Source organism: Mucilaginibacter boryungensis, from assembly GCF_015221995.1.
Taxonomy (GTDB): domain Bacteria; phylum Bacteroidota; class Bacteroidia; order Sphingobacteriales; family Sphingobacteriaceae; genus Mucilaginibacter; species Mucilaginibacter boryungensis.
The window spans coordinates 886,249-912,140 of the sequence record NZ_JADFFM010000002.1; the positions used below are offsets into that span (position 1 = coordinate 886,249).

26 protein-coding genes are annotated in these 25,892 nt (G+C 44.7%); 5 read left to right on the plus strand and 21 right to left on the minus strand.

Annotated features, from left to right (window positions below):
* Nucleotides 1-3: 3 nt before the first annotated feature.
* The gene (locus IRJ18_RS16840) at nt 4-2,898 is read right to left on the minus strand and encodes a DEAD/DEAH box helicase (RefSeq protein WP_194107471.1); all 2,895 of its coding nucleotides are present in this window, start codon (nt 2,896-2,898) and stop codon (nt 4-6) included.
* A 269-nt stretch (nt 2,899-3,167) separates the two neighbouring features.
* Nucleotides 3,168-4,406, minus strand: a complete 1,239-nt coding sequence (gene fabF, locus IRJ18_RS16845; RefSeq protein WP_194107472.1) for a beta-ketoacyl-ACP synthase II — start codon at nt 4,404-4,406, stop codon at nt 3,168-3,170.
* Between the two features lie 124 nt (nt 4,407-4,530).
* Between fabF and IRJ18_RS16850 the strand changes: the two genes are divergently transcribed.
* Nucleotides 4,531-6,030, plus strand: coding sequence for a YfcC family protein (locus tag IRJ18_RS16850; RefSeq protein ID WP_194107473.1), 1,500 nt, complete (start codon nt 4,531-4,533; stop codon nt 6,028-6,030).
* Between the two features lies 1 nt (nt 6,031).
* On the opposite strand, the gene IRJ18_RS16855 is transcribed toward IRJ18_RS16850, so the two are convergent.
* Nucleotides 6,032-6,562, minus strand: a complete 531-nt coding sequence (locus tag IRJ18_RS16855) for a hypothetical protein (RefSeq protein ID WP_194107474.1) — start codon at nt 6,560-6,562, stop codon at nt 6,032-6,034.
* A 107-nt stretch (nt 6,563-6,669) separates the two neighbouring features.
* Here IRJ18_RS16855 and IRJ18_RS16860 point away from each other — a divergent pair, with 107 nt between their 5' ends.
* Nucleotides 6,670-7,356, plus strand: coding sequence for a pseudouridine synthase (locus IRJ18_RS16860; protein ID WP_194107475.1), 687 nt, complete (start codon nt 6,670-6,672; stop codon nt 7,354-7,356).
* 42 nt (nt 7,357-7,398) lie between these two features.
* Here the strand turns inward: IRJ18_RS16860 and IRJ18_RS16865 are convergent, their stop codons facing one another.
* The 18 genes from IRJ18_RS16865 to IRJ18_RS16950 all read right to left on the minus strand — a co-directional run bounded on the left by IRJ18_RS16865 (nt 7,399) and on the right by IRJ18_RS16950 (nt 23,043).
* Nucleotides 7,399-7,761, minus strand: a complete 363-nt coding sequence (locus IRJ18_RS16865) for a 3-hydroxyacyl-ACP dehydratase (protein WP_194107476.1) — start codon at nt 7,759-7,761, stop codon at nt 7,399-7,401.
* A gap of 10 nt (nt 7,762-7,771) precedes the next feature.
* Complete coding sequence (locus IRJ18_RS16870) at nt 7,772-8,839, minus strand: beta-ketoacyl synthase chain length factor (RefSeq protein ID WP_228072917.1); 1,068 nt, start codon at nt 8,837-8,839, stop codon at nt 7,772-7,774.
* Nucleotides 8,836-10,035 carry a beta-ketoacyl-[acyl-carrier-protein] synthase family protein gene (locus IRJ18_RS16875; protein WP_194107477.1) on the minus strand — a complete coding sequence of 400 codons (1,200 nt, stop codon included), beginning with the start codon at nt 10,033-10,035 and terminating at the stop codon, nt 8,836-8,838. The genes IRJ18_RS16870 and IRJ18_RS16875 overlap by 4 nt, the downstream gene beginning before the upstream one ends.
* Before the next feature lie 78 nt (nt 10,036-10,113).
* Nucleotides 10,114-10,722, minus strand: coding sequence for a beta-ketoacyl-[acyl-carrier-protein] synthase family protein (locus IRJ18_RS16880; RefSeq protein ID WP_194107478.1), 609 nt, complete (start codon nt 10,720-10,722; stop codon nt 10,114-10,116).
* On the minus strand, nt 10,722-11,867 hold the full coding sequence (locus tag IRJ18_RS16885; RefSeq protein WP_228072919.1) for a beta-ketoacyl-[acyl-carrier-protein] synthase family protein: 1,146 nt from the start codon (nt 11,865-11,867) through the stop codon (nt 10,722-10,724). Before IRJ18_RS16885 ends, IRJ18_RS16880 begins: the two co-directional genes overlap by 1 nt.
* Before the next feature lie 11 nt (nt 11,868-11,878).
* Nucleotides 11,879-12,304: a 3-hydroxyacyl-ACP dehydratase gene (locus IRJ18_RS16890; RefSeq protein WP_194107479.1), complete on the minus strand. Its 426-nt coding sequence runs from the start codon at nt 12,302-12,304 to the stop codon at nt 11,879-11,881.
* A gap of 12 nt (nt 12,305-12,316) precedes the next feature.
* Entirely contained in the window at nt 12,317-13,045 is a 729-nt protein-coding gene (fabG, locus tag IRJ18_RS16895) for a 3-oxoacyl-ACP reductase FabG (protein WP_194107480.1), read from the minus strand.
* A gap of 1 nt (nt 13,046) precedes the next feature.
* Nucleotides 13,047-14,594, minus strand: coding sequence for an HAL/PAL/TAL family ammonia-lyase (locus IRJ18_RS16900; protein ID WP_194107481.1), 1,548 nt, complete (start codon nt 14,592-14,594; stop codon nt 13,047-13,049).
* 220 nt (nt 14,595-14,814) lie between these two features.
* Complete coding sequence (locus tag IRJ18_RS16905; protein WP_194107482.1) at nt 14,815-16,089, minus strand: phenylacetate--CoA ligase family protein; 1,275 nt, start codon at nt 16,087-16,089, stop codon at nt 14,815-14,817.
* Nucleotides 16,090-16,464, minus strand: a complete 375-nt coding sequence (acpS, locus tag IRJ18_RS16910) for a holo-ACP synthase (RefSeq protein WP_194107483.1) — start codon at nt 16,462-16,464, stop codon at nt 16,090-16,092.
* Between the two features lie 196 nt (nt 16,465-16,660).
* Nucleotides 16,661-16,927, minus strand: coding sequence for a phosphopantetheine-binding protein (locus IRJ18_RS16915; RefSeq protein ID WP_194107484.1), 267 nt, complete (start codon nt 16,925-16,927; stop codon nt 16,661-16,663).
* A 7-nt stretch (nt 16,928-16,934) separates the two neighbouring features.
* Complete coding sequence (locus IRJ18_RS16920) at nt 16,935-18,218, minus strand: ABC transporter permease (protein WP_228072921.1); 1,284 nt, start codon at nt 18,216-18,218, stop codon at nt 16,935-16,937.
* Nucleotides 18,208-18,966 carry an ABC transporter ATP-binding protein gene (locus IRJ18_RS16925; RefSeq protein ID WP_194107485.1) on the minus strand — a complete coding sequence of 253 codons (759 nt, stop codon included), beginning with the start codon at nt 18,964-18,966 and terminating at the stop codon, nt 18,208-18,210. Before IRJ18_RS16925 ends, IRJ18_RS16920 begins: the two co-directional genes overlap by 11 nt.
* Nucleotides 18,954-19,970, minus strand: coding sequence for a BtrH N-terminal domain-containing protein (locus IRJ18_RS16930; protein ID WP_194107486.1), 1,017 nt, complete (start codon nt 19,968-19,970; stop codon nt 18,954-18,956). Before IRJ18_RS16930 ends, IRJ18_RS16925 begins: the two co-directional genes overlap by 13 nt.
* A complete protein-coding gene (locus tag IRJ18_RS16935; protein ID WP_194107487.1) occupies nt 19,960-20,367 on the minus strand; it encodes a hypothetical protein in 408 nt (135 codons plus the stop codon). Before IRJ18_RS16935 ends, IRJ18_RS16930 begins: the two co-directional genes overlap by 11 nt.
* A gap of 109 nt (nt 20,368-20,476) precedes the next feature.
* On the minus strand, nt 20,477-21,625 hold the full coding sequence (locus tag IRJ18_RS16940; RefSeq protein WP_194107488.1) for a beta-ketoacyl-ACP synthase III: 1,149 nt from the start codon (nt 21,623-21,625) through the stop codon (nt 20,477-20,479).
* Nucleotides 21,626-21,641: 16 nt separating this feature from the next.
* Entirely contained in the window at nt 21,642-22,541 is a 900-nt protein-coding gene (locus IRJ18_RS16945; protein WP_194107489.1) for a hypothetical protein, read from the minus strand.
* 13 nt (nt 22,542-22,554) lie between these two features.
* Nucleotides 22,555-23,043 carry a hypothetical protein gene (locus IRJ18_RS16950; RefSeq protein ID WP_194107490.1) on the minus strand — a complete coding sequence of 163 codons (489 nt, stop codon included), beginning with the start codon at nt 23,041-23,043 and terminating at the stop codon, nt 22,555-22,557.
* A 301-nt stretch (nt 23,044-23,344) separates the two neighbouring features.
* Here IRJ18_RS16950 and IRJ18_RS16955 point away from each other — a divergent pair, with 301 nt between their 5' ends.
* The 3 genes from IRJ18_RS16955 to IRJ18_RS16965 are packed head-to-tail and all read left to right on the plus strand — an operon-like array spanning nt 23,345 to nt 25,889.
* Nucleotides 23,345-24,145 (plus strand): SDR family oxidoreductase, encoded by an 801-nt coding sequence (locus IRJ18_RS16955; protein WP_194107491.1) that lies wholly within the window; start codon nt 23,345-23,347, stop codon nt 24,143-24,145.
* 14 nt (nt 24,146-24,159) lie between these two features.
* Nucleotides 24,160-24,624, plus strand: coding sequence for a 3-hydroxyacyl-ACP dehydratase FabZ family protein (locus IRJ18_RS16960; RefSeq protein WP_194107492.1), 465 nt, complete (start codon nt 24,160-24,162; stop codon nt 24,622-24,624).
* Nucleotides 24,621-25,889, plus strand: a complete 1,269-nt coding sequence (locus IRJ18_RS16965) for a beta-ketoacyl-[acyl-carrier-protein] synthase family protein (protein WP_194107493.1) — start codon at nt 24,621-24,623, stop codon at nt 25,887-25,889. Before IRJ18_RS16960 ends, IRJ18_RS16965 begins: the two co-directional genes overlap by 4 nt.
* The last annotated feature ends 3 nt before the right edge of the window (nt 25,890-25,892 follow it).

Here is a 25,892-nt window from a genome sequence, read left to right on the forward strand (position 1 = left end):
TTACTAAGCCAGTATATCCCTGATATCCTCGGGCGTTAGTGTTTTAATAAAACTTTCTTCGGTAGTTATCAGCGCGCGGGCAACGCTTAATTTGCGCTGTTGCAAGGCCAGTATCTTTTCTTCAACCGTATCTTTGGTGATAAATTTATAAATGAACACGTTTTTGGTTTGGCCAATACGATGTGTGCGGTCAATAGCCTGTTGTTCAACCGCGGGGTTCCACCAGGGGTCAAGTATAAAAACGTAATCGGCCTCGGTAAGGTTTAAACCCACTCCTCCGGCTTTTATCGAGATCAGGAACACTTTGGTTTTTTCATCTTCCTGAAATCGTTTTACAATTTCACCGCGGTTTTGGGTGCTGCCATCAAGGTAAGTGTAGGTTATGTTTTCTTCATCAAAATAACGCCGGTATATTTGTAATTGCTTTACAAACTGCGAGAAGATGAGCACCTTATGTCCGCCATCCAACACATTGCTAAGCGTATGTACCACGTTCTCAAACTTACCGCTATCACCCTCGTAGTCGTCGTCTATCATACTGGGGTGATTGGCAATCTGGCGCAGCTTGATCAGTCCCTGTAATACCTGCATTTGTGTCTGGGCAAAGGTGCCGTCTTCCAGGCTCTTCAGTAATTCATTACGATATTCTGACTTTACCTTTTCATAAACCGATGCCTGTTCGTCGCTCATCTGGCAATAAAAAAGATGCTCGGTTTTGGGCGGTAATTCGGTAGCTACCTGCTCTTTTGTACGGCGTAAAACAAAGGGCTTAATAATGGCTTGCAACTTGCGTGCTTTTTCTTCATCCTTTTTCTTTTCTATCGGCGTCACAAATTCATTCATAAAAAATTGCTGACTACCTAACAGGCCGGGATTAATGAACGACATTTGCGTCCACAGGTCGTTCACCGAATTTTCTACCGGGGTACCGCTCAGTATCAGCTTAAAGCGCGATTTTAATTGCTTCACCGCCTGGTACGATTTTGATGATGGGTTTTTAATGTTCTGGCTTTCGTCCAATATTACATAATCGAAAAAAAACGATTTGAACATTTCAATATCAATACGGGTAATACCGTACGTGGTAACCACCACATCGTAATTGCTAAATACCTCGGGACTTTTATATCTGAATGCGCCGGTATGCACCATCATTTTTAATTGCGGCGTAAACTTTTTAGCCTCATTTATCCAGTTATAAATAAGCGATGTAGGCATAATCAGTAATGATGTACTTTTACCTCCCGCGGCTTCGGTATCTTCTTTGTTTTTTTGCAGCAGGGCCAGCGTTTGTATAGTTTTACCCAAGCCCATATCATCGGCCAGGCAACCACCAAAATGGTATTCCCTTAAAAAATGGAACCAGTTATAGCCGGCTTGCTGGTAGTGCCGCAGGCTACCCGAAAAATTAACAGGCATTGGTATATCACTTACCTCTTCAAAATCAGTCAGCTTCTGCAGTTTGCGGTCCATGGCAATCCCGGCCAGTTCGCCTTCAGCCAGTTCTGTTAATAAGCCCAGGTGGTGCTTGCGCAGCTTAAGTTCCTTGCCGCTCTCAGCAAAATGCAGTAGGTTGCCATACTGGGAAAACCATTTTTCGGGTATCACCGCAATTTCGCCTGATGGCAAAATAAATTCCTTTTTGTGGTTAAGGATATGGTTGCGCAATTCCATAAACGGAATTTTGTAGGGGCCAAAATGCACTACGGCGTAAATATCAAACCAATCGTTACGTTCGGTTACTTCAAGGTCTATTTTACTGTTACCAAACAGGTAGCGTTTCTGACCATCAGGTTGCTCAATCTCAAAGCCATCCTGCAGTAGCTGGTCGTGGTGTTGGTTCAGCCATTCAAATACCGAGAACGACTGATCGGCATCAGTGTCGGTGTTATCCACCTCCAGGTTTTGAAACAACGATGAAACGGTCTTTAAACCCAGCGCTTCCAGTTCCAGTAGTTTATTTTTTTCCCAGGTAACCGAACGTTTTATGCGATGGAAAATATAATCGTCGCCGTTTTTATCTATCCGTACCGATACCTGTCTGCCGTCCCCGTAAGGGAAAATATAGCCAGCGTACCTGAAACATAATTGCATTTGCGATGTCCCGCCCGGCACATAAATAGGCTTCAGGATAGGCACCGCGTCGTATTTTTCGGTATTTATGGTAAAGCCTTCCGCGTAAACCGAATGCTTCTCTATCAGCGGCGCCACAAACTTTTCGAAGTAGGATTGCTCGGACGAGCGGGGGATAGCGATATAGCGTTTGTTTAAAAACGGCACCAGTTTTTTGCCTTCAATCTCTTTGTCAAAGTAATAAAGCGTATCATCCATCATCATCCAGGCGGGGTGGTTGCAAATGATCTCGGCGTTCTTAAACATAAACTCAATGCGCAGGCCCTGGTATTTAATAGTAGGAAAGTAGCGTATCTCCTCCGCATCGCGCCTGAAATGAAACAACACCGAGGCTGGTTCTGTGGCTATATGCAGCTGTTTACCAGCCGGATAACCCTCTTTGCTCATCTGGTAAATTTGCTTGCCGGGCAAAAGGTTCAGCGCCTCTGCCATCCGTTTTTCCATTTTTGGGCGGATGGTTTCAAATAACTGGTCGTTAAATATTTTGCTAAAAAACTCGAACGGGCGAACGGGTTTTTTGTAGTATTTTTTGATGATGTTGCCTTGCTCCAGGTCTTCCAGTATCTTAATTAATTTGATATCGGTTTCGTCCAGACAAGTGGCAAATTCCTTAGCTGTATTGCTGAATAAACGCTGATAAGTAAGAGAAAACTCGCCGTTGGGGTTTAATTGAACTATGTGAGGCTCAATAACATACGACAGAAATTCATGCCTGGCAATGGCATAAATAATTTGGCAAGGTTTGCTGCTGTCGACGCGTAACATGTGCTTCAGGTAAAAAATTTATTGAAGCTACATCAACAAAAAATTCAAACGTAAACAGAATTTATTTCAATAAAAAGCTTTTTCGGTTAAAAAATTGTTAACAATGTGGATTATTAATTAACAAGTTGACGGAGAGGTAATATGGCGAATCATTATGTTTCGGGTTTTACCTACTTGCCACTTAACCGAATAAAAATGTAAAAATTTAGCTAATTGGAAATCAAAACGAATAAAATCGAATAAAAATAAATAAAAAAGAATAAGCGCCTTTACACCTTCTTCATCACTACTACACCGTTGTGACCGCCAAAACCAAAGGTGTTACTCATGGCTGCTTTTACCGGGTGTTGTATGGCATCACCGGTTACAATTTGCAGCCCGGCGGGAATGTTCGGGTCAATGGTGGTTGTATTGATCGTCGGCGGGATAATGCCATCGGTAATGGACTTTACGGCCACAATAGCCTCGATTGCGCCGGCCGCGCCCAGCAAATGCCCTGTAATTGATTTGCTTGCGCTTACAAATAAATGTTTGCTATCGCCATAAACAGCGTGGATACCGCGGGCCTCGCTTTGGTCGCCGACGGGGGTTGACGTGGCGTGCGCATTCAGGAAACCGATATCTTCTTTATTCAAACCGGCATCATTCAGGGCCGATTTCATAGCCTGGATAGCGCCCAAGCCATCGGGGTGTGTAGCCGTGATATGATAAGCGTCCGAGGTCATGGCGGCCCCAGCAACTTCGGCATAGATATGTGCGCCACGGGCTTTGGCATGCTCGTATTCTTCCAATACTAATACCCCCGAACCTTCACCCATTACAAAGCCATCGCGGTCAACATCAAAGGGTCGGGATGCTTTTGTAGGGTCATCATTACGCGTTGAAAGCGCTTTTAATGCATTATAACCGCCGATAGAAGCCTCGGTAACCGGTGCGTCGGAACCGCCGGTAATGATGATCTTCGCTTTGCCCCAGCGGATGTAATTCATGGCTTCCATCATGGCTGTATTTGAACTGGCACAGGCAGTAACGGTAGTAAAGTTAACCCCCATATAACCATACTTGATGGAAATAAGGCCCGATGCCATATTGATGAGCGTTTTAGGAATAAAGAACGGGTTAAAATGCGGCTGATGTTCGGATGCATGGTATTCTACCAATTGATGTTCAAAGGTTTCCATGCCACCTTGCGCCGAACCGAAGATCACCCCCACATCAAACGGCGACATTGTGCTTAGATCGAACCCCGAATCCTCAATAGCTTGCTTAGCGGCTATCAGCGCGTATTGCGAGTACAGGTCGCCGCGCTTAATATCATTGCGGTCGAGGTGTAAAGTAGGATCGTAATCGGATATCTGCGAGGCGAAACGTGTTTTAAATTTTTCGGCATCAAAGCGGATAATGGCCCGGGCCGCGCTGCGCCCGTTTACCACGTTAGTCCAAAAGTCGGCAATATTATTTCCGTTGGGGGCAATAACGCCCATGCCTGTAATTACAACACGTTTCATGGGGTGCAAATGTAGGAAATAATGTCTGAACCGTGATTTATAGGATTTAAAGATTAACGATACTGATAATCCCATTCGATAATCTGTTTAATCGCTGTTCAGACAATTTTTGTACTTTCACTTTATGGCCAAGCTCAAAAAATTACCCTCGCCTATTACCATACTGGTTATTGTTATCCTGATAGCTGCCGCGGCTACCTGGCTTTTACCTGCCGGGGAATATAACAAACTGAGCTACACCAGCTCTGGCGGGTTTAGTATGAGCAGCCCCACCGGTGAAAAGGCCTTACCCTTTACCCAGCACACGCTGGATAGCCTGCATATCCGCATCCCGACAGAGAAATTTAAGAATGGCGATATCCGCAAGCCTGTAGCCATTCCAGGCAATTACCATCAGCTAAAAAGCAATAAGCAAGGCCCCATTAATGTTATCGAGGCGCCCATTAAAGGCATTTACGATACTATTGATATTATCCTTTTTGTGCTGTTCATTGGTGGGTTTATGCATGTGTTTCAGCAAACCGGAGCTATGGAACAGGGCATCAGAAACCTGTCTTATAAAATGAAAGGGCGCGAAGCCTGGCTTATTATTATCATCACTTTTCTGTTCTCGTTCGGTGGGGCATCTTTCGGCATGGCCGAGGAATGTTTTGTGTTTTACCCGGTATTGGTACCCTTATTTTTAGCCGCTGGGTACGATGTTCTGGTGCCGCTGGCCGTCATTTTCGGCGGGGCCAATCTGGGTAATATCGCCTCGTTCAGTAATCCATTTGCTACTATTATCGCATCAAACGCGGCCGGTATTAACTGGGCCGATGGTATACTGGAACGTATAGCCATTTTTGTGGTGATAACAGCGGTATTTATAGCTTACATAGTGCGCTACGCCAAAAAAGTACAGCGCGACCCTACAGCATCGCTGGTATATAAACTGGAAGGTGCGGTAGCCTTGCCTTATGCCAGTGTGCACTCGGGCCCACCCGTTCCGCTCGGCCGGAAAAATGGCGGTTTACTTATCTTGTTCCTGCTTACCTTTTTGGTAATGATAGCCGGCGTTGCCCACTACGATTGGTGGCTGCCCGAAATGTCGGCCTTATTTTTGGTTTCGGCTATTTTGGTGGCCATAATAACCCGTGTTAATGAGAGCTTATTTATCCGGCAATTTATTGAGGGCGCCAAAAGCCTGCTTTCGGTAGCATTTATTATTGGCGTGGCACGCGGTGTGGGACTTATCCTGAATGAAGGGCGCATCAGCGACAGCATTTTATATTATTCAGCCGGGTTAGTGGGCCATATGCCGCCTATGCTGTTTATTGTAATATTGTTTGTGCTGTATAATTTTTTTACACTGTTTATCAGTTCCTCATCGGGTATGGCGGTGCTTACTATGCCTATATTCGGCTCGTTGGCGGTAGTGGTTGGTGTGCCCGGTCGCGAGATAGTGAATGCCTACCTTTTCGGGATGGGTATCATGAGCTTCATCACCCCAACCGGACTGATCCTGCCATCGCTGGCCATGGTAAATATCAGTTATAAAACCTGGCTAAAATTCATTTGGCCCATTATGCTCATCATCAGCATTATTTGCTGTTTATTTTTAATTGGTGGCGTATTAGTCCCTTAGGCTAACCCTTTTTTCGGATATAGGTAAAATCATACGCGGTCTTCCAGGTCTTGCCGCTATCGGCTGATGTTTCGTTAAACTGGCGTACTTTATCGGGACCAAGATTATAGAATATAAAACGGCCAATAATTTTTTGTCCCTGTGCATTCATTCTTTCAAAAGTAAACCGCATGGCACTATCGGTATACTCCCCATTTACAAAATCCTGCTGGCCTTTACGTTCAGATCCTATCCAGGTTTGTTTCCACTTGTTTGTAGCCCGGTCAACATAATTAAGGCTTTTACCCGAGTTTGGGCTATGCTGTTCTGTCCAGTTTTCTAATATTGCACAGCCACCCGATACCTGTTGTACAACGCTATGGCCCACCAAAGTTTGTGTACCTGTTGCATACACATCCCACTCGCCTATCCAAAAATTAAATTCTTTGGATTGCGCGTCATCCATGCATGGCAGTGCGGACGGTGCTTGTGCTTTTACAAACAAACTACAGCACATCATCAATAAAATAAGGAGTAAGCTTTTGGTTTTCATATTTAAGATCAGTTAGTTATACTCAAAGATAATTTCATAGCAATGTTTTCTTATCACCCGTTAAGGGGTAATTTAAGCCCCGCCTAATAAGTGTATCTTTGATGCCCATGCTTGATATTTTATACCGCGACGAATACCTGATCGCTATTAATAAACCCCACGGCTTGCTGGTGCACCGGTCGCCAATTGCGGCGGATGCAGATGAGTTTGCCGTACAAACCCTGCGCGACCAGATAGGTAAATGGGTTACGCCGGTTCACCGCATAGATCGCAAAACCGGCGGCATCTTGCTTTTTGCGCTGGATAAAGAAACTGAAGTTGCCATGCATAAACAATTTATGGAAGGCCTGGTTGGGAAAAAATACCTGGCCATTGTGCGCGGGCATACACCGGATAGTGAAGCTATTGATTATCCTTTACGGAAAGAGAACGGCGCTATTCAGGAAGCCCATACCGATTACATTACCCTGCAGCGTGCCGATTTGCCGATACCTTTGGGTAATCATCCAAGTTCGCGGTATTCATTAGTCGAGGCTACACCGACCACCGGACGCATGCACCAGTTACGTAAGCATTTTGCTCATATTTTCCATCCAATTATAGGCGACCGTACCCACGGTTGCAATAAACAGAACCGTTTTTGGAAAGAACGCTGGGAAATGACTACCATGTTATTGCACGCCAGTGAGCAAGGCTTTACGCACCCAATAACAGGTGAGCCCGTTTTAATTAAAGCCCCTTTGCAGGACGAATTTATAAGGGTGATGGATTTACTGGGATTTAGCCTGCTATAAATTGCAAATGGGATGCCGAAATATGTGGGGATGACCTTGGGACTAAGAAGAAAATATTCCCTGCATTTTAAAACACGTTACCCCATTAACATTTAATTGCGCGTTAACCTGTATGCCCGTCTCAAGGTTTTTGTAGGATATTTTCAACTCCGTATCCCCGGCCATACGTGGGTCAACCGGGGCAATAAATTTTAGGTTATCTGCTTTTTTTAGCTGAACGGGTGTGCCCAACGCTTTGGCCAAAACCTCTTTAACTATTTGTAGCATACAAGCGCCCGGCACTATCGGTTGGCCGGGGAAATGACCCGAAAAAATGGCATGATCGCTATCAAATTCAAATGCTACAGTAAAATTTCCGTCTGTATGATCTGATGAAGTGATATGGTAAAAACTATCTTTCAGCATGGCACAGAATTTAGCATGCCGAAACCAGCATCAGCGCGTGATATTTATTTTGATAACGGTTGTATATCAGCACCTTTCGGGGAGGTTCAACAACTCTATCTCCTTCCAGCAATATGGCGGGAACTTCCTGTTTTTTAATAATATTTGCGGCCAGCCATAGCGCGAAAGATGACGACGTTGGATATTCGCCGCTCAGGTGTTTGTAATTAGCACAAGGGGTACTACTAAAAATTCCGGCCTTCAGCTTTTGGTAAGGTTCATCATTCTTAATATCGCCATTTTTCCCTGTAATTATTAAATCAACATCGGCCACGGTAAGGTTATTTTCGTTTAAGAACCCGCCAATTTCTTCCGTAGCATCAAAATCAATATCGGAATTATAAAATGTTTTTAACCCACTCAGCTCAGCCAGGCAGCTTTCCCCGGGTTGATCACTTAACACAAAAAATGCCGCGCCTTCACCGCCAATTGTCCCTTTCGATCTTTCTTTATACAAATCAAGGTTAGATACAGGTTTACGCTTATATAAGCCTAAGCGGGTAAGCACGGTGAAACTGGTATCTATCATTTCGTCGATGCCGCCAACTAAAACGTCGGATGCTTCACCCTCGTTCAGCAGCATCAAACCGTCTAACAAAGCATTTTCAAATGAAACCCCCTTATGCACGAAAGTATTGTTGTAATTATGGCATTTTAACATTAATGCAATCTGCGCGGCAACCGTATTATGGGTTGATTGGATAAACGCTGTTGGCGGCAGCATTTCTTCGTGCATCTCTACAATACGGGTAAGGAAAGTAACCGTATCTTCCATAATACCAAAAGCTGTACCTGTAATAATCGCGTCTGGCTGTTCTACGTTAGCCTTTTTCAGACAATCCATAGCAGCCGCTACGCCCATTTTTATTACATGGCTCATCCGGCGGATCAGCTTTGGGTCGATGAATTCTTTATAATCGGGCTCAATCGCTTTCAAGCGGGTGGTTTCATATTTCACCACATCGGTCAAAAAGGGTTGATCGCCAAAAGTATTTTGGGCTGATATGGCAGACGCTGAACGGATATAAGCCTTCATCATACTTTTGAAAATATTAATGAGGTGCAATTACCGCCAAACCCGAATGAATTAGACATGACATGTTCGATAGGCTGGTCTTCCCTAAAACGCGTTTCGGGCGAGAAGGGTAATTCTTCCATCTGTGTTTGAAAACGAAGATTAGGATAAATAATATGATGTTTCACAGCTAACGCTGAAAATACTGCCTCGATACCGCCGCTGGCCCCCAGGGTATGCCCCGTGAACGATTTGGTGGAACTCATGGGCGGGTAATGGGGATTGAACAATCGTTTAATAGCTGACCCCTCGGCGCTATCATTATTAGGTGTGCCTGTGCCATGCAGGTTAATATAGTCGATATCTTGTGGCTGCAGGCCCGCACGTTTTAAAGCGCCCTGCATGGCCATGTACGACCCAACACCATCAGGCGATGAGGCCGTTTGATGATAGGCATCATTACTGTTTTGATAACCGCTCAGTTGGCAATAAACTTCTTTTGTCAACGTCGCTTTTACCCTATCGGATACCAGTACTACGTAACCTGCCCCTTCACCTAAATTAAGCCCTTCACGGTTTTGATCGAACGGGCGGCAAAACTCCTTATCCAATATCATCAGCGTGTTGAAGCCATTCAGCGTAAACTTGGTCAGTGCATCGGCACCGCCGGCAACGGCAACGTCTAATAAGCCATTTCTTATTAACCGCGCGCCATAAAATACAGCGTTAGCCGATGATGAGCAAGCGGTGCTCAACGTAGTCATAAAACCGGTGATGCCCAACTGGGTTGCCACCAGTTCGGTCATGCTACCGCATTCGTGATCGTATACGTTTTTGAGTTTACCTTTGCTGTTATCCTTTAAAAACTCAATAAAAAAATCCTCGCTCCTGTCCATCCCGCCCACGGTATTAGCCGATACAAAACCGACGCGCAAACTATTCATATCAGGGATCGCAGCATCGGCAATAGCTTCGCGTGCAGCCAACAAACTTAACAGCGTGGTGCGACTGGCATCAAGCGGCATCCCGGCTTTTTCGGCCAGTTCGTGGTTGGTCATTTTTACCTCGGCCACCGGCAATACACCCCGGTGTACCGATTCAAAATGGGTGATATCGCCCATGCCGGCGGCTTCATTTTTAAACGCGGCAAGGTGTTCCGGCACATTGTTCCCAATGGCGGAGATAACCCCTAATCCTGCTATATAAACCGGTGTGTTCATTTATTTTTCGTCCAGCCTCTCCCTAAATCCCTCTCCAGTAGAGAGGGACTTCAAAAAGTCTCCCCTTCCGGGGGAGATTTAGAGGGGGCTTTTTATCTTCTCAACCGAAAACTCAGCTGCATTTTCTTTTTTAATCTTTTCCACCAAGAATAATTTGGCTGTATATTCCTGTCCCAAAACATCTATCCACCCGCAAATACAAGCTTGCAAAATGTTTTTATCCAACAGGTAGCTTACCTGCCGGTGAATAAAATCAGCGTCGAAACTTGGCTGTACAAAAAAAGCATTTTCTCCCTTAAAATTATGCCTAATGCAAATTTCTCCGGCAACAATATTTGGCAGGGTGTATACAAACAGTGATGGGCTGGGCACATCTTTAAGACTATCGTAATAGCGCAAGTCCATATCCAGGCTGGCATTGGCGTTGGCCAGCACGGTACCTACCTGTTCTGCATGGTAGTTTTGTTCGTTAAAATCTTTTAGCAATAATTCGGCAGTCAGCCAGCCCAGCTTGCTCAGGTTATCCATTTTATGAAACTTAGGATAGCTGAAATGGAAGTGCTGGTAAATAGACAGCAGCAGTTCATCTACAGTTTTACTATTACCCGCAAATACCTGTTCACCGTTCAGGTGAACCTGGTTGTTGCTGATACTGCAAGTGGCGGTGATATATTTTTGTGCTGCCATTATTTACTAAATATCATTGCCGCGTTACATCCCCCAAAACCCGATGCTGTTTTAAGCACATGCTTAACCGGCATATGGGTTAATTGGGTACAAATATTTATGGGTTTGCTCACGCCATTTTCGGCATAACCCAAACTCGGGAAAATAAGGCCATCTTTTATCGCATACGTAGCGATGATTGATTCTATCAATCCAGCCGCGCCGAGTGTGTGTCCGTAATAACCCTTTAAGCTGTTGGCCAAAACGTGCTGCAAACCAGCAAAATTAATGGCGTTGGCTTCCATTTCATCATTATAATTGGTGGCTGTGCCGTGCGTAGAAATGTAATCTACATCGTGCGCGGTAATTCCCGCATCAAGCAGGGCCTTTTTTATGGCAAAACCCAGTTCCTCGCCTGTGCGCGATGGCCCTGAAATATGGTTAGCATCGTTACTGATGGCGCCGCTGCTTACTTTAACATCCGTATCGTTTTGCTTACGCGATGACAGGACAACTGTCGCCGCGCCTTCGCCAAGGTTCAACCCTGTGCGTTCTTTATCAAAAGGCCTGCAAACCGTACTGCTTAGCGCCTGGAACGATTGGAAGCCGGATAGCACAAATTTGGAAATGACATCCGCCCCGGCTACAACTGCATTTTCGTATTGGCCGGATTGGATCAAGCGCATGCCAGTAAGTATCGCCATAACACCAGAAATACAGGCATTGGATATTATGATAGGTTTATTAACAAAACCAAAATGATCGGTTACCAGCTGCGCTGAGGTATGCAAGGCCATACGATTATTTAGCGCTTCGGTATGTTTTTCTGTTTCCAGTAAACTGATATTGCCTTTTGTTGAAGAAACAATTAATACTGTTTTATCACCAAGGTAACCTTGTGGAAGCTGATTTATTACATCTGATATAGATGAAATTAATAAATTTTCAAATTTGGTATAGTTTTTAACTATATTAACGGAATTTGGCTCAAATAATGCCGCTGCAATAGGGTCGGGGGTAATATCAAGATCGGTGTGATGTTTTACAGCTGAAATATTTTGCTTTAGCGATTGCAGGTTTTCATTTGTAGTTTTCCCAATTGGCGACAGAATATTATCGGCAACAATATATACATCAGGAATGACACCGGGGTTGTTTATTATCATTGCTCTCTCTGCTAATCTTCTGCATTTAAAAACACTTTCATTTCGCACCGGGCCGCCAATTCATTATTGCACCACACCTGCCCGGTGATAACACTTACGTTAAAGATTTGGTTTTCGATCTTTATTTCGGTCATGATATCGTTACCAATTGCAGGCAAAAAGAAAACCTCAAAATCCTTCACCGCGCCGATGTAGCCACCGGCAATAGGTTTGTTTTCGGTTTTGGCGATATGGCCAACCCTCGCCGCCGCGGTTTGGGCAATATTTTCCAGCAGTCCTCCCTCGCTAAAAGTTCCATTAAATACCATGCTATTATCTGCGCGAATAGTAAACGTACTGCGTGTTGTGGTTTCGTCGGAATAAGTGAGTTGCCCTACCATTACAAACGGTGGAGCTTGTGGTAATAGTTCAAAAATATTTTGAGGCGCTAATTCCATGGCGATGAGGAATTAAGAGTACAGGCCACCATTAACCGAAAGCACTTGCCCGGTAATATAAGCCGCTTCGGGGGCGGCTAAAAAGCCTGCGGCAAAGGCCACTTCTTCCGGAGTACCAAAACGCTTTGCGGGGATAATGCCCCGCAGTTCTTTTTCGTCCAGGCCTTCGGTCATGTCGGTTTTAATGAAGCCTGGGGCCAAAGCATTCACAGTGATGCCCTGCCGGCCGACCTCCTGCGCTAAAGCTTTAGTCGCGCCAATCACGCCCGATTTGGCAGCCGAATAATTAGTCTGCCCGGCCAAACCTTTTAGACCAGATAGAGAAACCACGTTGATGATTCGGCCATATTTGCGCTGAAGCATACTGTTCAGCACTAAACGGGTCACATAAAAAAAGCTATCGAGATTAGTTTTTATTACGCTATCCCACTGCTCTTCGGCCATCCAGGCCATCAGGCTATCATCGCGGATACCCGCGTTATTTACCAGGATATCAATGTGGTGGTCTTCGTTGGTGTTTATCCAGTTGCCCAGCACATAACCAATGTTATCTTTATCAGCAACATCAAACGGCAGCAGTTCGCCATTCCCGCCATTTTCACGGATCAGCGCAAGTGTTTTTTCACCTTCGGTTAAATTGTTTTTGTAATTAATGAGCACATAGTAGCCCATGGCCGCCATCTTTAAACAAATAGCGCGGCCAATGCCCCTTGATCCACCGGTTACTAACGCGCACTTCATATTATTCAAACGGGATAACGTGATCGGTAGTTTCCAGGTAGTCTTTTATCCTTTTGGCGTCTTTATATTTAGGCAGATCTTCCACAAATTTCGGGAAGATAGCCCTTACATCAGCATAAACATTATGCGATGCCGACGATAATTTATCCTGGCAGCCCAGGTAATCTATCGCCTGTAAAACGGTCATTAATTGGATGCTTAATACCTCGAACGAGTTATCGATCACCTTACGGGTAATCAGCGCGGCGTTGGTACCCATGCTTACTATATCCTGGTTATCGTTATTATTTGGGATGCTGTGTACATACATCGGGAACGATAGGGTCTGGTTCTCGGCCACAGTTGAGGTAGCGGTGAACTGCATGCCTTGCATACCAAAGTTAAAGCCCAATACACCCAGGTTAACAAAGGGCGGGAATTTTTGGTTCAACTTGCTGTTCAGCATATAGTTTAACTGACGCTCGGATAGCATGGACAGCTTAGTGATAGCCGTTTTCAGCTTATCCATCTCCAGCGATACATAATCGCCGTGGAAGTTACCACCGTGGAAGATGTTTTGGTTCTCATGGTCAATCACCGGGTTATCATTAACCGAGTTCAGTTCGTTAACCACTACTTCTTCCGCATAGCAAATGGTGTCGTATATCGGCCCCAAAACCTGGGTTACGCAGCGCAGCGAATAGTATTCCTGCACCTTATCTTCAAACACTTCCTGATCAAGATTATCAGGATTATATAAATGCTCCGAACGGTCGCGGATCATTTTACTGTCCTTCAGCACATCGCGCATCATAGCGGCAATTTTATTTTGCCCTTTATGATGTTTTACCACGTTCAGTTCAAACGAATAGTGGTCGTCAAAAGCCTGCACTACCTCGTTGATCATAGCCGATAACATCACCGACCAGCTCAGCAACTTACGCGCACGGATGATATTCACCATACCAATCCCAGTCATAGCCGATGTGCCGTTGATAATGGCCAAACCTTCGCGGATATGGATACTCAACGGCTTAATGTTAAACTTATTGAAGATATCCATGGTTGGATGGATAGCACCTTCAAACATTACTTCGCCTTCGCCAATTAGTACTAAGCCCAAGTGGGCTAACTGAACCAGATCGCCGCTGGCTCCTACGCCACCGTGTTCAAACACACAGGGGTTAATATCATGGTTGATGAGTTGCTTCAGCAGCTCGATCACATCGGTATGTACGCCTGAATAAGCTTGCATAAAGCTGTTCAAACGGGCAATCATCAAAGCTTTAACCAATTGCGGCGCCATCATATTGCCGCTACCCGAAGCGTGGCTGCGGATAAGGTTGTACTGAAGTTGCAGAATATTTTCTTCGCTCACCTTGTATTGCGCCATAGGCCCAAACCCGGTGTTAATACCGTAGATGAGTTTATTGGATGAGAATTGTTGCAGGAAATTGAAATTAACATTCACCTTATCCAGCGCGGCCTTATCAATAGCTACCTGTTTTTGATTGAATATAATTTCGGCAAAATCATTAAGAGAAAGCGCACTTTGTCCAATATTTATCATGGGCAAAAATTAGTTTTTATTATAGATGTTTAATAGGGTTTAAAAGTATAAAAATTATGGGGGTTATAAGCATTCTCAACAGCCAGCTTTGAAAAAAGTTTGGCATTGCGAGCGACAGTGTGGCAATCGCGTAGTATGATTTGTATGCTATGAGATTGCCACGTCGCTATCGCTCCTCGCAATGACGTAATTTTTTAAACTCAGAAAGGTAGTGTTTGTTTTAGCCAACGCGCCTATCAATAAACTTCACCGCTTTACGCCCTGCTTCAGGGAATTGTATCTTAATAATTTCATCCTGGGTTAAGTACTTAATATGCGGACTAACCCTTAAGCGCGCCTGTAAATAAGCCCGTATGCGGTGGTCGCATTCCTCGCTGGTGTCCGATGGCACTAAGTATAGCTGTACCTGGTCGAGGCCTATCTCGTTGGAGTATATCTCTACCACAAAGTCCAATATCTCTTCGCGCTCGTTCAGCAGATCGAATAACGCGGGCGGATAAAGCGTTGTGCCTTTAAACTTAATCATCTGCTTTTTACGACCAATCAGCGGCGATAAACGCAGACTATTCCTGCCACACGTGCAAGGCTCATCTAAATAAGTACAAATATCGCCGGTTTTGTAGCGCAGCAGGGGCATAGCTTCTACGCCTAAGGTAGTGATGGTTACTTCGCCCGGCGTATTTGGGGGCACGGGCTGATCGTTTTCACCCAGCAGTTCTACTATTACCAGTTCGGGTTGATGGTGGCCGCCTTTACCTGCTGTACATTCGGTGAAGGCCGTCTGCATTTCTGTAGAGGCATAGGTCGAGAATAACTGGATATCCCATTCCTCGGTTATTTTTTTGCCCAACATGTTTAGCGAAAAATCGGTATTGCGGATATTCTCCCCAATACAAATAGCTTTCTTTACCGATGTGCGGTTCATATCTATCCCATTAGCCTTAGCAAAGCCAATCAATTTTAATATGAACGATGGCACGGCCACAATAGCCGTAGGCTTTAAGCGCTGAATAGTTTCCCATTGCAGCGATGGCACGCCGGGGCCTAAACGAATAATACCCGCACCCATTTTTCGGATACCCGAATAGTAAGCTATCCCTGCCATAAACTGCCTGTCCAGCGTGAGCATTAATTGGTAAATATCGCCGGCCGAACCATTGGCGCATACGAAGGAGTTGTATTCGTTTTCGGCTAACCGCAGCAGGTCGTTCTCGGTAAGTGGTACGGTTACCGGGCTGCCCAGTGTACCCGATGTTGAGGTATATTCAATGATCTTACTTTGCGGCACGCACAAAAAGTCGTTGTTACGCTGTTGCAGATCGTCTTTTTCAGTTGTAGGCAGCTTGGGTAGGTCCTGTAATGTTTTTATAGTCGCTATATCGATCTGATGTTTCGCGAAAAGCTCTTTATAAAAAGGGGAATTTGCTGACAGATACCGCAGCAATTCCTGTAATTTTTGCTCCTGTAGCTGGATGGTGCTTTGCGGTAGTGCCATTTATTTTTCAATAACTACAACAGCCGAAGCCATGGATTTTAAATGGGTTAACGAAACCTGTATGTTTTTAAGCTTCAGTTTTTTAAGGGTCGCCGCGGTTTCGCCCAAAAAGTTGATCTCGGGTTTACCGTTGGGGGCATTTAATATTTCAACCTCGTTAAATGCAGTACCATCAAGCCAGCCGGTGCCTATGGCTTTAAAGAAAGCTTCCTTTGCGGCATAGCGGGCAGCATAATGTTCAAACCGGTTAGTTTTGGGCTGACAGTAAGCAATTTCATGGGCAGAAAACACCAGCTCGCGAAAGCCGCTTTCCTTTTTCATGCTGCTCATCACGCGCTCAACTTCAATAAGATCGATACCGACACCTGTGACCATTATTATTTAATCTTTAATCTCAAATCTAATAAAAAGGTTGGGATTTGTTTACCTGCATATGCAGCAAATCATGGTTTACATGGCTTACAAAATTCAGCGATATTTTTAATATAAGTAATTGATTATCATCAATTTGATGGTTGAATCATCCTAAAAGTGTAAACCATGTTTTGTCCATGTTAAGGAAGCCGTATGCTTATTTTTTTACACCGTGCGCCTCTATATAATCGGCCATGGTATTTACATCAACCAATATTTTGCGGCCCTCTTTCGGGTCCTGTATATTGATGCCGTATTCTTTCTTCAACAGCACAATCAGTTCCAGCGAGTCGATAGAATCTAAACCCAAACCGTCGCCAAACAGGGGTTCATCATCTTTAATATCTTCAGGGGTAAGTTCAGTTAAATTTAAAAACTGTATGATCTGGACTTTTAGCTGTTGCTTCAGTTCTTCTTTTTCCATGCTGTAATTATATCAAATTTTTTCTTTTCAAACCAATTACCGTTATTACTTGCAGCAATAGGGTAATACCAATTAGGGGGATAATGTTTGTCACTACATCGGTAAATCTGCCGCCTTCTAAAAACAACCCATAATAAGCTTCAATGCACCAATGCAGCGGAGAGAAGTTAACCAGCGCCTTCATTGGCCCCGATACCACATAACTGGGTACCATTAAACCACCAATAGCTGCTAATATCACTATAGATACTGCCCCGAAGCCGTTGGCCTGTTCCTGCGTTTTAGCAAATACGCCAACGCAAATAGCATAGCTTACCGCGCACCAGCCGGTTAGTATGGTAACCAATACCAATCCGGCTACATCTGCCGGAATATTTAGTGGGGGCAACCCCATTGAAGGGAACAACCACACCCCGATAGAAAAGATCACCAGCGCCTGGAACATGGTTACCCCCAGGTAAACTATTTGTTTTGAGAGTAAACCTACGGTATAGTTGGTAGGCATGGTTTTTAACCGGATAAAACTGCCGCTAACCTTTTCGCGCACCACGCTTCCGCCCAAGCTTATAACGATAAAAAACATGGCGAATATGGTCCACGCCGGGACGTTGTGTTGTGTGGCGTTGGGTATCAGCCTATCGCCATTGCGCGATGTGGGTATTTGGTTGATCGCTGTTTTGCTGCTCAGCATTTCATTTTCCAGTTTGGCCGGAAGCGGTTTATCATTAATAGAAAAGTACAGGTTACGCAACGTTTCCCGGCTTTCCACCAATTGCAAAGCGCTGCGCAAAGCACCATCAACCGATAACCGTAACTGCTCCTGTAGTACCGGGTTATAATACATATTGATGGGCTTGGTTGTCCCCGGTTTAGTTTTCACCGAATCGGCATTTAAGCCAAAGCTTTTAAGCGCTTTATTGGCCGAGGCTTTGGCACGTTCGGCTACTTTGACCGAAAAATCTTTGGGGATGATGATGCCCAGCTCCGCTTCTTTGGAATGAAGCCGGTTAGTCATCGTTGCTGAATCTGTACCTTTCGGCAATTCCGACACGCGAAACATGCCTATCTTATCAATAGCTGTTATCAGTTGCGGCGCCAGTTTGCCTGTATCCTGGTTACTTACCAGTAATACCATCTTATTTTTGTTCATCAGCTGGAACGTACTGTTCTGGATGCTGGTAACCACAATAACCAGTGATACCGGCATAATTAGCATGAGCAGTATGCCTACCTTGTCGCGCAGCAACACGCGCACATCTTTTATAATAGTGGCCCAAAGTTTAAACATCATCTCTAAAATGTTTACCGGTTAAAGCCAAAAATAATTCTTCCAGGTCGTCATGCTTATGCTGTTTCAGTAAGTCGTTTAAACCGCCTTGCGCCATTATTTTACCGTCGTCAAGCAGGGCTACTTCATTACACAGGTCTTCCGCCTCGTTTAGCTGGTGCGATGTATAAATAAGTGTTGTGCCATTTTTATTCAGATCTATCAAATAATTGATAATGGCATGGCGGGTTTGCACATCAACCCCAACGGTAGGTTCATCTAAAAATAAAATACCGGGGTTATGTATCACGCCGATGGCCAAATTTACCCGGCGTTTCATCCCGCCCGAGAATTGCTGCACTTGTTTATCACGCACATCGGCCAAGCCCATTACCTGCAATAGTTCATCGGTTTTTTGTTTGATAACCTGGCTGTTTAAGCCATACCAGGCGCCAAAAAACTCCAGGTTTTCTTTCGGACTTAATTCCTGGTAAAAAGAAAAATCCTGAGGGACAAACCCAAACAGGCGGTTTACGCGGTATTTATGGCGGCCAACTTTTATACCGTTAAGCGCAATAGTACCTTCATCTGCTTTTAGCAAACCAGTCATTAAATTCATCAACGTGGTTTTGCCGGCACCATTAGGGCCAAACAAACCAAAGCGCTCGCCCTTGGCTATCTGCAAATTTAAATTAGTAAAAGATGGCGCTTCATTTCCGGGGTATTGGAAACTGAGGTTAGCGATATTTACTGCGGGTGCTACGTTCGCCATTTTATGTTTTTCAGTGCTATAAAAGCTTTTCTTTCTATTTCGGCTATTTCCAGTAAATAGTTGCCCATGGCATCAAAATCTTGCTGGCTGCCAAGGCGCCCTTTATAAATACCGGCTGCATGTATCGCCGCGGTGCGCCACAGATCGCCAGCCGTGGTGAATTGTTTAGATATTTCCAGCAATTCATCCTGCGGCAGGTAAGCATATGCCTCCTGTAAAAAAGCCGCGTAAATATAACGAAATCCGCCACCCCCCGTACCAATTTCTTCCTGCATGCGCACCAATTGGGCCAGGTATAGCTTAGCTTTCTCCAACCCAAGTTTATCACGCCAACCTTTAATTTTATTCCCGGTGAAACGGATGCCTTTTACACCCGAAAAAGGGCCGGGAATGCTGAGCATATTAAACACATTACGCTTGATACCGCTTTTGATAGACTGGCGGATGCGGTCGTCGGATATTTCACCCTCAAATTTTGTATAGTAGATCTGCCCCTTTGGCGCTAAAGCGCCTTTGGCAAAACGCACGCGCTCCAGTTCGTAGCTGGTTAGCGTGGTTGGCGTTTCCATTATCGGGTCGCTGATGAGGTAATTATCACCCTCCTTACCATAAACAATCAGGTTATGGGCGTTGAAATGGAACCGGTATTCTTTTGGGAAGTAAGAAAGATAGTAAACCCCCACCTGGCAGCCTACGGGCTGGCCTTCGTTCAGGCGATCGTTCAGGTAAGTTTCTGCCTGCTCGCGTGAACTGAATTTTTTACGGACAACCGGGATACCTAACGATTTGCAGGTACGTTTAAATATCCAGCCCGGCATGGTGCGAAAAGCTATAGCAGGGCCATTGTTGATACTAATGAATGGAATATAAGCATAGAACAAACCCGCGCCAATGCCAAAGGCCAGCGGTTCGGTTATTTTGCCCCCCGATGCCTGTCTTAATAAATTACTGGTAACGCCCGATTCGCAATGCGCCGACTGACGGTGTTCAAAATCAATTTTCATGCACGGTCATAGTTTTCAAATCGGCAACGGATGTGTTAAAAGCTTCGGCGTATTTTTTCAATTTCGATTCGGATAGATCATTAAACACATCGGGTTTCAGGTGGCGTTTTATTTGCCATTGCCAAAGGCCGGTGTAATCGGCCAGGAGTTTTATATCCATTAAGCGGTATTCCATAAAAAAAAGGATGGGGCTGGCTTCGCCATTCAAAACCTGCTGACGGGCTTTTTCAACCCGCACTTTTATATCATCCCAGGCCACATCAAGCGCGCTGATCTTTACATCCCAGCCATCGCTTAACTGTGTAACGTAATTCCCGGATTCATCCGTGGCATAGCAAACCTCTTTGGTGAGTTTACCAAGCGCGCTTAAATCCTGTGGTACGTTTTCTTTTTTCATTTTATAATTTCCTTGTCATTGCGAGGAGCGTAGCGACGCGGCAATCTCGTAGTATGATTTGCGAACTACGAGATTGCCACGCTGTCGCTCGCAATGACAAATTAATATATTACACCACCGTCAGCATTGCATACATATAGCTAAAGCGCGAGCTTTCAGGCACCAGCAATAACAGCTTTTCGCCCTTCTTTAGTTTGCCGGTCTTGAACATTTCGTTGATCATTAAATAGATAGATGCCGCGCCTACGTTGCCTACGGTATAAAGGTTAATAAACCATTTCTCGTAAGGGATGCCGCCGCCGTACTCCTCTATCATATCGTATATCTTGCTTTTAAAAAAGTTGCTGGAAATATGCGGTAAAAAGTGGTCGATATCATTCACGGTCAAGCCTTTTTTCTCGAATATCTCTTTAATTTTTTGGCCACCAAGCGGAACAATGTTATCGCTTAACAAACTAATATCCTGCTTAACGCTGAAGATAGATTTGGTCATGATCTCTTCGGGCGTATAATCCATAAAACCTTTAAAAGTGCCATCGGCTTCTTTTTCAGATCCCATGTACATGCAGGGTTCCATCCTGTCGGCATACGATACGCCTTCTATCCAGTCTATACGCAAACTAAGGCCATCCGGGTTCGGTTTATCAGAAAGTAAAAATGCGGAGGCGCCATCTGACAACATCCAGCGTAAAAACTCCTTTGAAAACGCGATGTATGGGTTCTCGTTCAACTCCACCAGTTTGTGGGCTTCTTCTTCAAATACATCGGCTACCAGCAGGCCCGAAAACCTTTCAGAACCGGTTGCCACCGCGGTTTGCACATCGCCCGCTTTAATGGCCAGGTAAGCAAATTTTAAGGCATGCATACCGGCGCAGCAAACACCCGCAGGCGATACTACTTCAATACCACCCGCTTCAGGCAGCCAGCCGTGCGTCATTACGCCGTGACTTGGCATCATCTGGTCGGGCGATGAGGTGCCGCAGCTTAGTAATTCAATTTCCTTTAACCTGTCGGGATTATTATCAAACAATTCGCGCACCGCCAAAGCCGTCATTTGGGCATTGGTATGGGTTGATTTACCGCCTTTTTCCAGCGCGTAATAGCGGTTGGTAATAGCGTTATTGCGCAGTACTATCTTTTTTGATTTGGATGGCTTGCCGTTAATATAGCCCAGGTATTCTTCCATCTCATCGTTGGATACGGGATTGTTGGGGAAGAATGCTGATGTATTGGTAATATAAACCGGGTTAGCAGACATATATGTTCGATTAGTTTTAGTTCAATAATAAATAATGTTGCTTTTTAGCCCTGATACCTTTTTGGGTAAAAGGGCGTAAAAAAATCGCATCTAAGATAAGCAGTATTGGCGCGCCCAAAAACAAGGCAATAAACAAGTAATACTTAAAAGCTGATATCCAGGGCATTTTGTTTTTACGTTTTGAAATAAATTTTGCCCAAACTTTAAAAATCACCCCGGCCTTGCCTTCAATCACCATTAGCGGATACTTTATTTTTACCGCGCCCACGTTTACCAGTTCCTGTTGCAAACCAGCAAAATCACTGCTTTGTAAACGTTTGGAAAGTATTTCACCGTATACACCAGTGTGCTGAATATCCTCATCGGATACGCCGGGCTTGGGAAATATATTCAGATAACGCTCCTTTTTGCCGCTGAGCATCCAATAAAAGATGGTAACAAAACTTACAAAATTGGGGTTGGTATCCACCAGGGCCACATTGCCAATAAATTTGGCGCCGGCATCTGCCAGTAAAAGTTTGATCTTATCAAAAGCGTTCAGCCACATATTACGCCCGGCAGATATGGTAACCACGGGTGTATCTTTCACCACCGCCCTGAATTTAGGGTGCTGGATAATAGAGTTTGAAGGTATGCTTGGCGATAGGAACCACGGCTGATAACCCAGGATCACCAAATCATAGCTATCGTATTTTAATTCAAAGTCATGCAGTTCTGTAGGTACGCCTAACTGGCAATCGGGCATTACGCTGAAAAAGCGTTTACCAGTCCATGGGAAATTATAATCAACCACCGGTTTAACCGAAATAATATCCACGTCGGCACCATCCGCAACCAGGGGCGCGGTAAAGTTTTCCATAATGTCCGTCATCTGGCCCGACTGGGTATAATAAATGGCTAATACCTTTTTAATCATTGAGTATGCGCTTTTAAAAATCAGTTGACTTTAACGTTTTCGATTCCTTGCTGTAATCCTTAACAGCCGTTTGTACTACCGGCGGCAACTCATCAAAATGGCTGATCAGAAACTCCTTATCCTTTTTAATATCACCCTTATAACCCACAATTTTGGGCGACCGCTCCTGGATTGACAAACGCAGAAAGCGTAATTCTGGGTTATCGGGATGGGCCGCTATGTCAGCTTCCAGCATGGCTTTACCTTCTTTAAACATTTTAAGTCGGCCCTTAGCCCCGGGCAATCCCGCTTCGCGGATAATCAGTGCGCCTTTATACCCCTTAAAACCCTGTTCGCCCATGGTGCCTATCAATTTATCAATATCGTCCTTAGTGCCCGATTTCATAGCCGCATAAAAGGCAGCCCTGTCTAATTTTTGCGCGAAGGCCGTATCGATACTTAGTTTACCCGCTATAAAGAAAAGCGTTAAGATCGCCGCTTTCCAAATTATCTTCATCTTCATAAGCAATCAAACATAATAAAAATAAATGGAGCCTCACCCTGCCCTCTCCAAAGGAAAGGGTTACGCTTTTTCCAAGTCCCTCTCTTCTGGAGAGGGATTTAGGGTGAGGCTATAAAACAAAAAGCACCATTAATTGATTTACTAAAGCTGAAATATATTTTATAATAGTATTAATGCAGATAATAGGTTAAAATCAATTATCTTTTGTTTATTTTGAGCTTATTTAATTAATACCAGCTTAACCTTCGCGGCCTTATTAAGACAGGCTGATGAATGTAAAGTTTAAAAACATCATTGCTTAGTGAGTAAACAGTTACCATTTTCCGGCTTGTGGGCGGTCATTTTAGGTGGATCGAGCGGCTTTGGCCTTGCAGCAGTTGAAAAACTGGCAGCCAATGGGATGAATATCGCTGTATTATATCGCGAGCCATCGGCGCAAGCCAAAAAAGCCAACGAAACATTTACCGGCCTGGCTATAAAAAATAATGTTAAAATATTGGCCTACAATCTTAATGTGTTGGACAACGCTTCACGCGGAAGTTTTATCAAAGAGTTTAACACAGCCGATAAAAAAGGCAAGGTAAAACTGTTATTGCATTCTGTAGCCCGCGGCAACCTGAAACCGTTAATTGCTGATGATGAGCAGGCCCTATTAACTACCGAAGATATTCAAATGACCAGCTACGCCATGGCCAACAGTTTACTGGACTGGACACGGGATATATTAGCCGCTAAATTATTTCATGAAGACGGGAGGATAATTGGCTTAACCAGCGAGGGCGTTAATAAACATTGGGATGCTTACGCCGCAGTGGCTATTGCAAAAGCATCGCTGCAAAGCCTTACAACTTACATGGCGGTGGAATTTGCCCCTTACGGCCTGAAAACAAATTTGATACAGGCAGGTATTACAAACACCGCGGCCCTGCAAAAAATACCCGGTAGCGATAAACTGGTAGAAATTGCGCAAACCCGCAATCCACTAAAACGTATGACGATGCCACAGGATGTGGCCAACGTTATTTATTTATTATGTACCGATGAGGCTGCCTGGATAAACGGCAGCCTGATACATGTTGACGGCGGCGAACACTGTCGTTAGAATTTAGATACTGAATGAAGAACCATATATTAAACCATCTGCCCTACAAGTCGTCTTTTCGCTTTGTAGATAATATATCCCGGTTGACTGAGGACGAAGTAATTGGGGATTTTACACTGAAAGAGGACGCCTTTTTTTACGAAGACCATTTTGCAGGTAACCCTATTACGCCCGGTGTCATCATCACCGAGATAATGGCGCAGATTGGCCTGGTGGTGATGGGTATATTTTTGATACTGAAGGATACGGAGTTGAACTTTGACGAGGACAACGACCTGTTTCCCTTGCTTACATCAACCAATGTTGAGTTTTTCAAAATGGTATTACCTGGGCAAAAAGTAACCGTGGTATCAAAAAAGCAATACTTCCGTTTTGGGAAGTTAAAGTGTAATGTGGAAATGGTAGATAGCTCAGGAGAATTAATTGCCAAAGGCATATTCAGTGGCATTATTAAACAGGTAGACGGTTTAAAGAAATGAGCAGGCGTGTAGTTGTTACCGGCATGGGTGTGGTTTCGCCAAACGGCGTGGGTGTCCCGGCTTTCTTAAAGGCAATAGAAAATGGTGTTTCGGGTGTGCAATTTGTGCCGCTTTACCAGGAACTTAATTTTAGCTGCCAGGTAGCCGGAAAGCCCGATTTTGAATGGGACAACCTTAAAAAATATATTTCAGAAGTTACTTTTCATGGGTTGAAGGGGACTAACATTGGCTATGGCATTACCGCGGCGCTTGATGCCTGGGCCGATGCCGGTTTTGAGTACGATACCGACGAGCCGCGCTGGGATACCGGCTGCATATTTGGTAATAGCGTTGCCGATACCGAGGCCATGAAAAATGTGATTATCCGTGTGGATAACAAGGAGGCTCGCAAACTGGGTTCGCGGGTGGTGGAGCAGGCCATGAACAGCGGGGTGACCAGCTACATAGCAGGCCGTTTGGGTTTGGGCGGTATGATCACTACTAACTCTTCGGCTTGTGCAACAGGTACCCAGGCCATCTTAATGGGTTACGAATATATCAAACATGGCTCAGCTAAGCGGATGCTGGTGGGCAGCAGCGAGTACGTTGATCCATATGTTTACGGCGCTTTCGACAGCATGCGGGTGCTTTCGCGCAAGTTTAATGACAGGCCGGAAGAGGCCTCGCGCCCAATGAGCGCTACTGCAGGCGGCTTTGTGCCGGGTTCGGGCGCGGCGGCTTTGATACTGGAAGACCTGGATTATGCGCTGGAACGGGGTGCGACAATTTATGCCGAGATTTTAGGCGGCAGCAGTAACAGCGGCGGGCAGCGTGGCGGCGGCAGTATGACAGCACCAAACCCTGCGGGGGTAATAAAAAGCATACAGGACGCCATAATTTCATCTCAGATTCATCCGGATGAGATAGATTTGATCAGCGGGCATTTAACTGCTACTATGGCCGACAGGCAGGAAATTCAGACATGGAGCACCGCGTTAAAACGCAATGGAAAGGAGTTCCCGCTTATTAATTCCCTTAAATCAATGATAGGGCATTGTTTAAGCGCGGCAGGGTCGATAGAATCGGTAGCGGCAATTTTGCAAATAAAACATAACTTTGCCCACCCTAATATTAACCTTGATGACCCTAATCCCGGCATTACCGACATCATTGATTTGGCGTGTATACCAAACATAAAGGTTAATAAAGATATTAATATATTAGCGAAGGCTAATTTTGGATTTGGAGATGTTAACACTTGTTTAATATTTTCAAAATATAAGTAACAA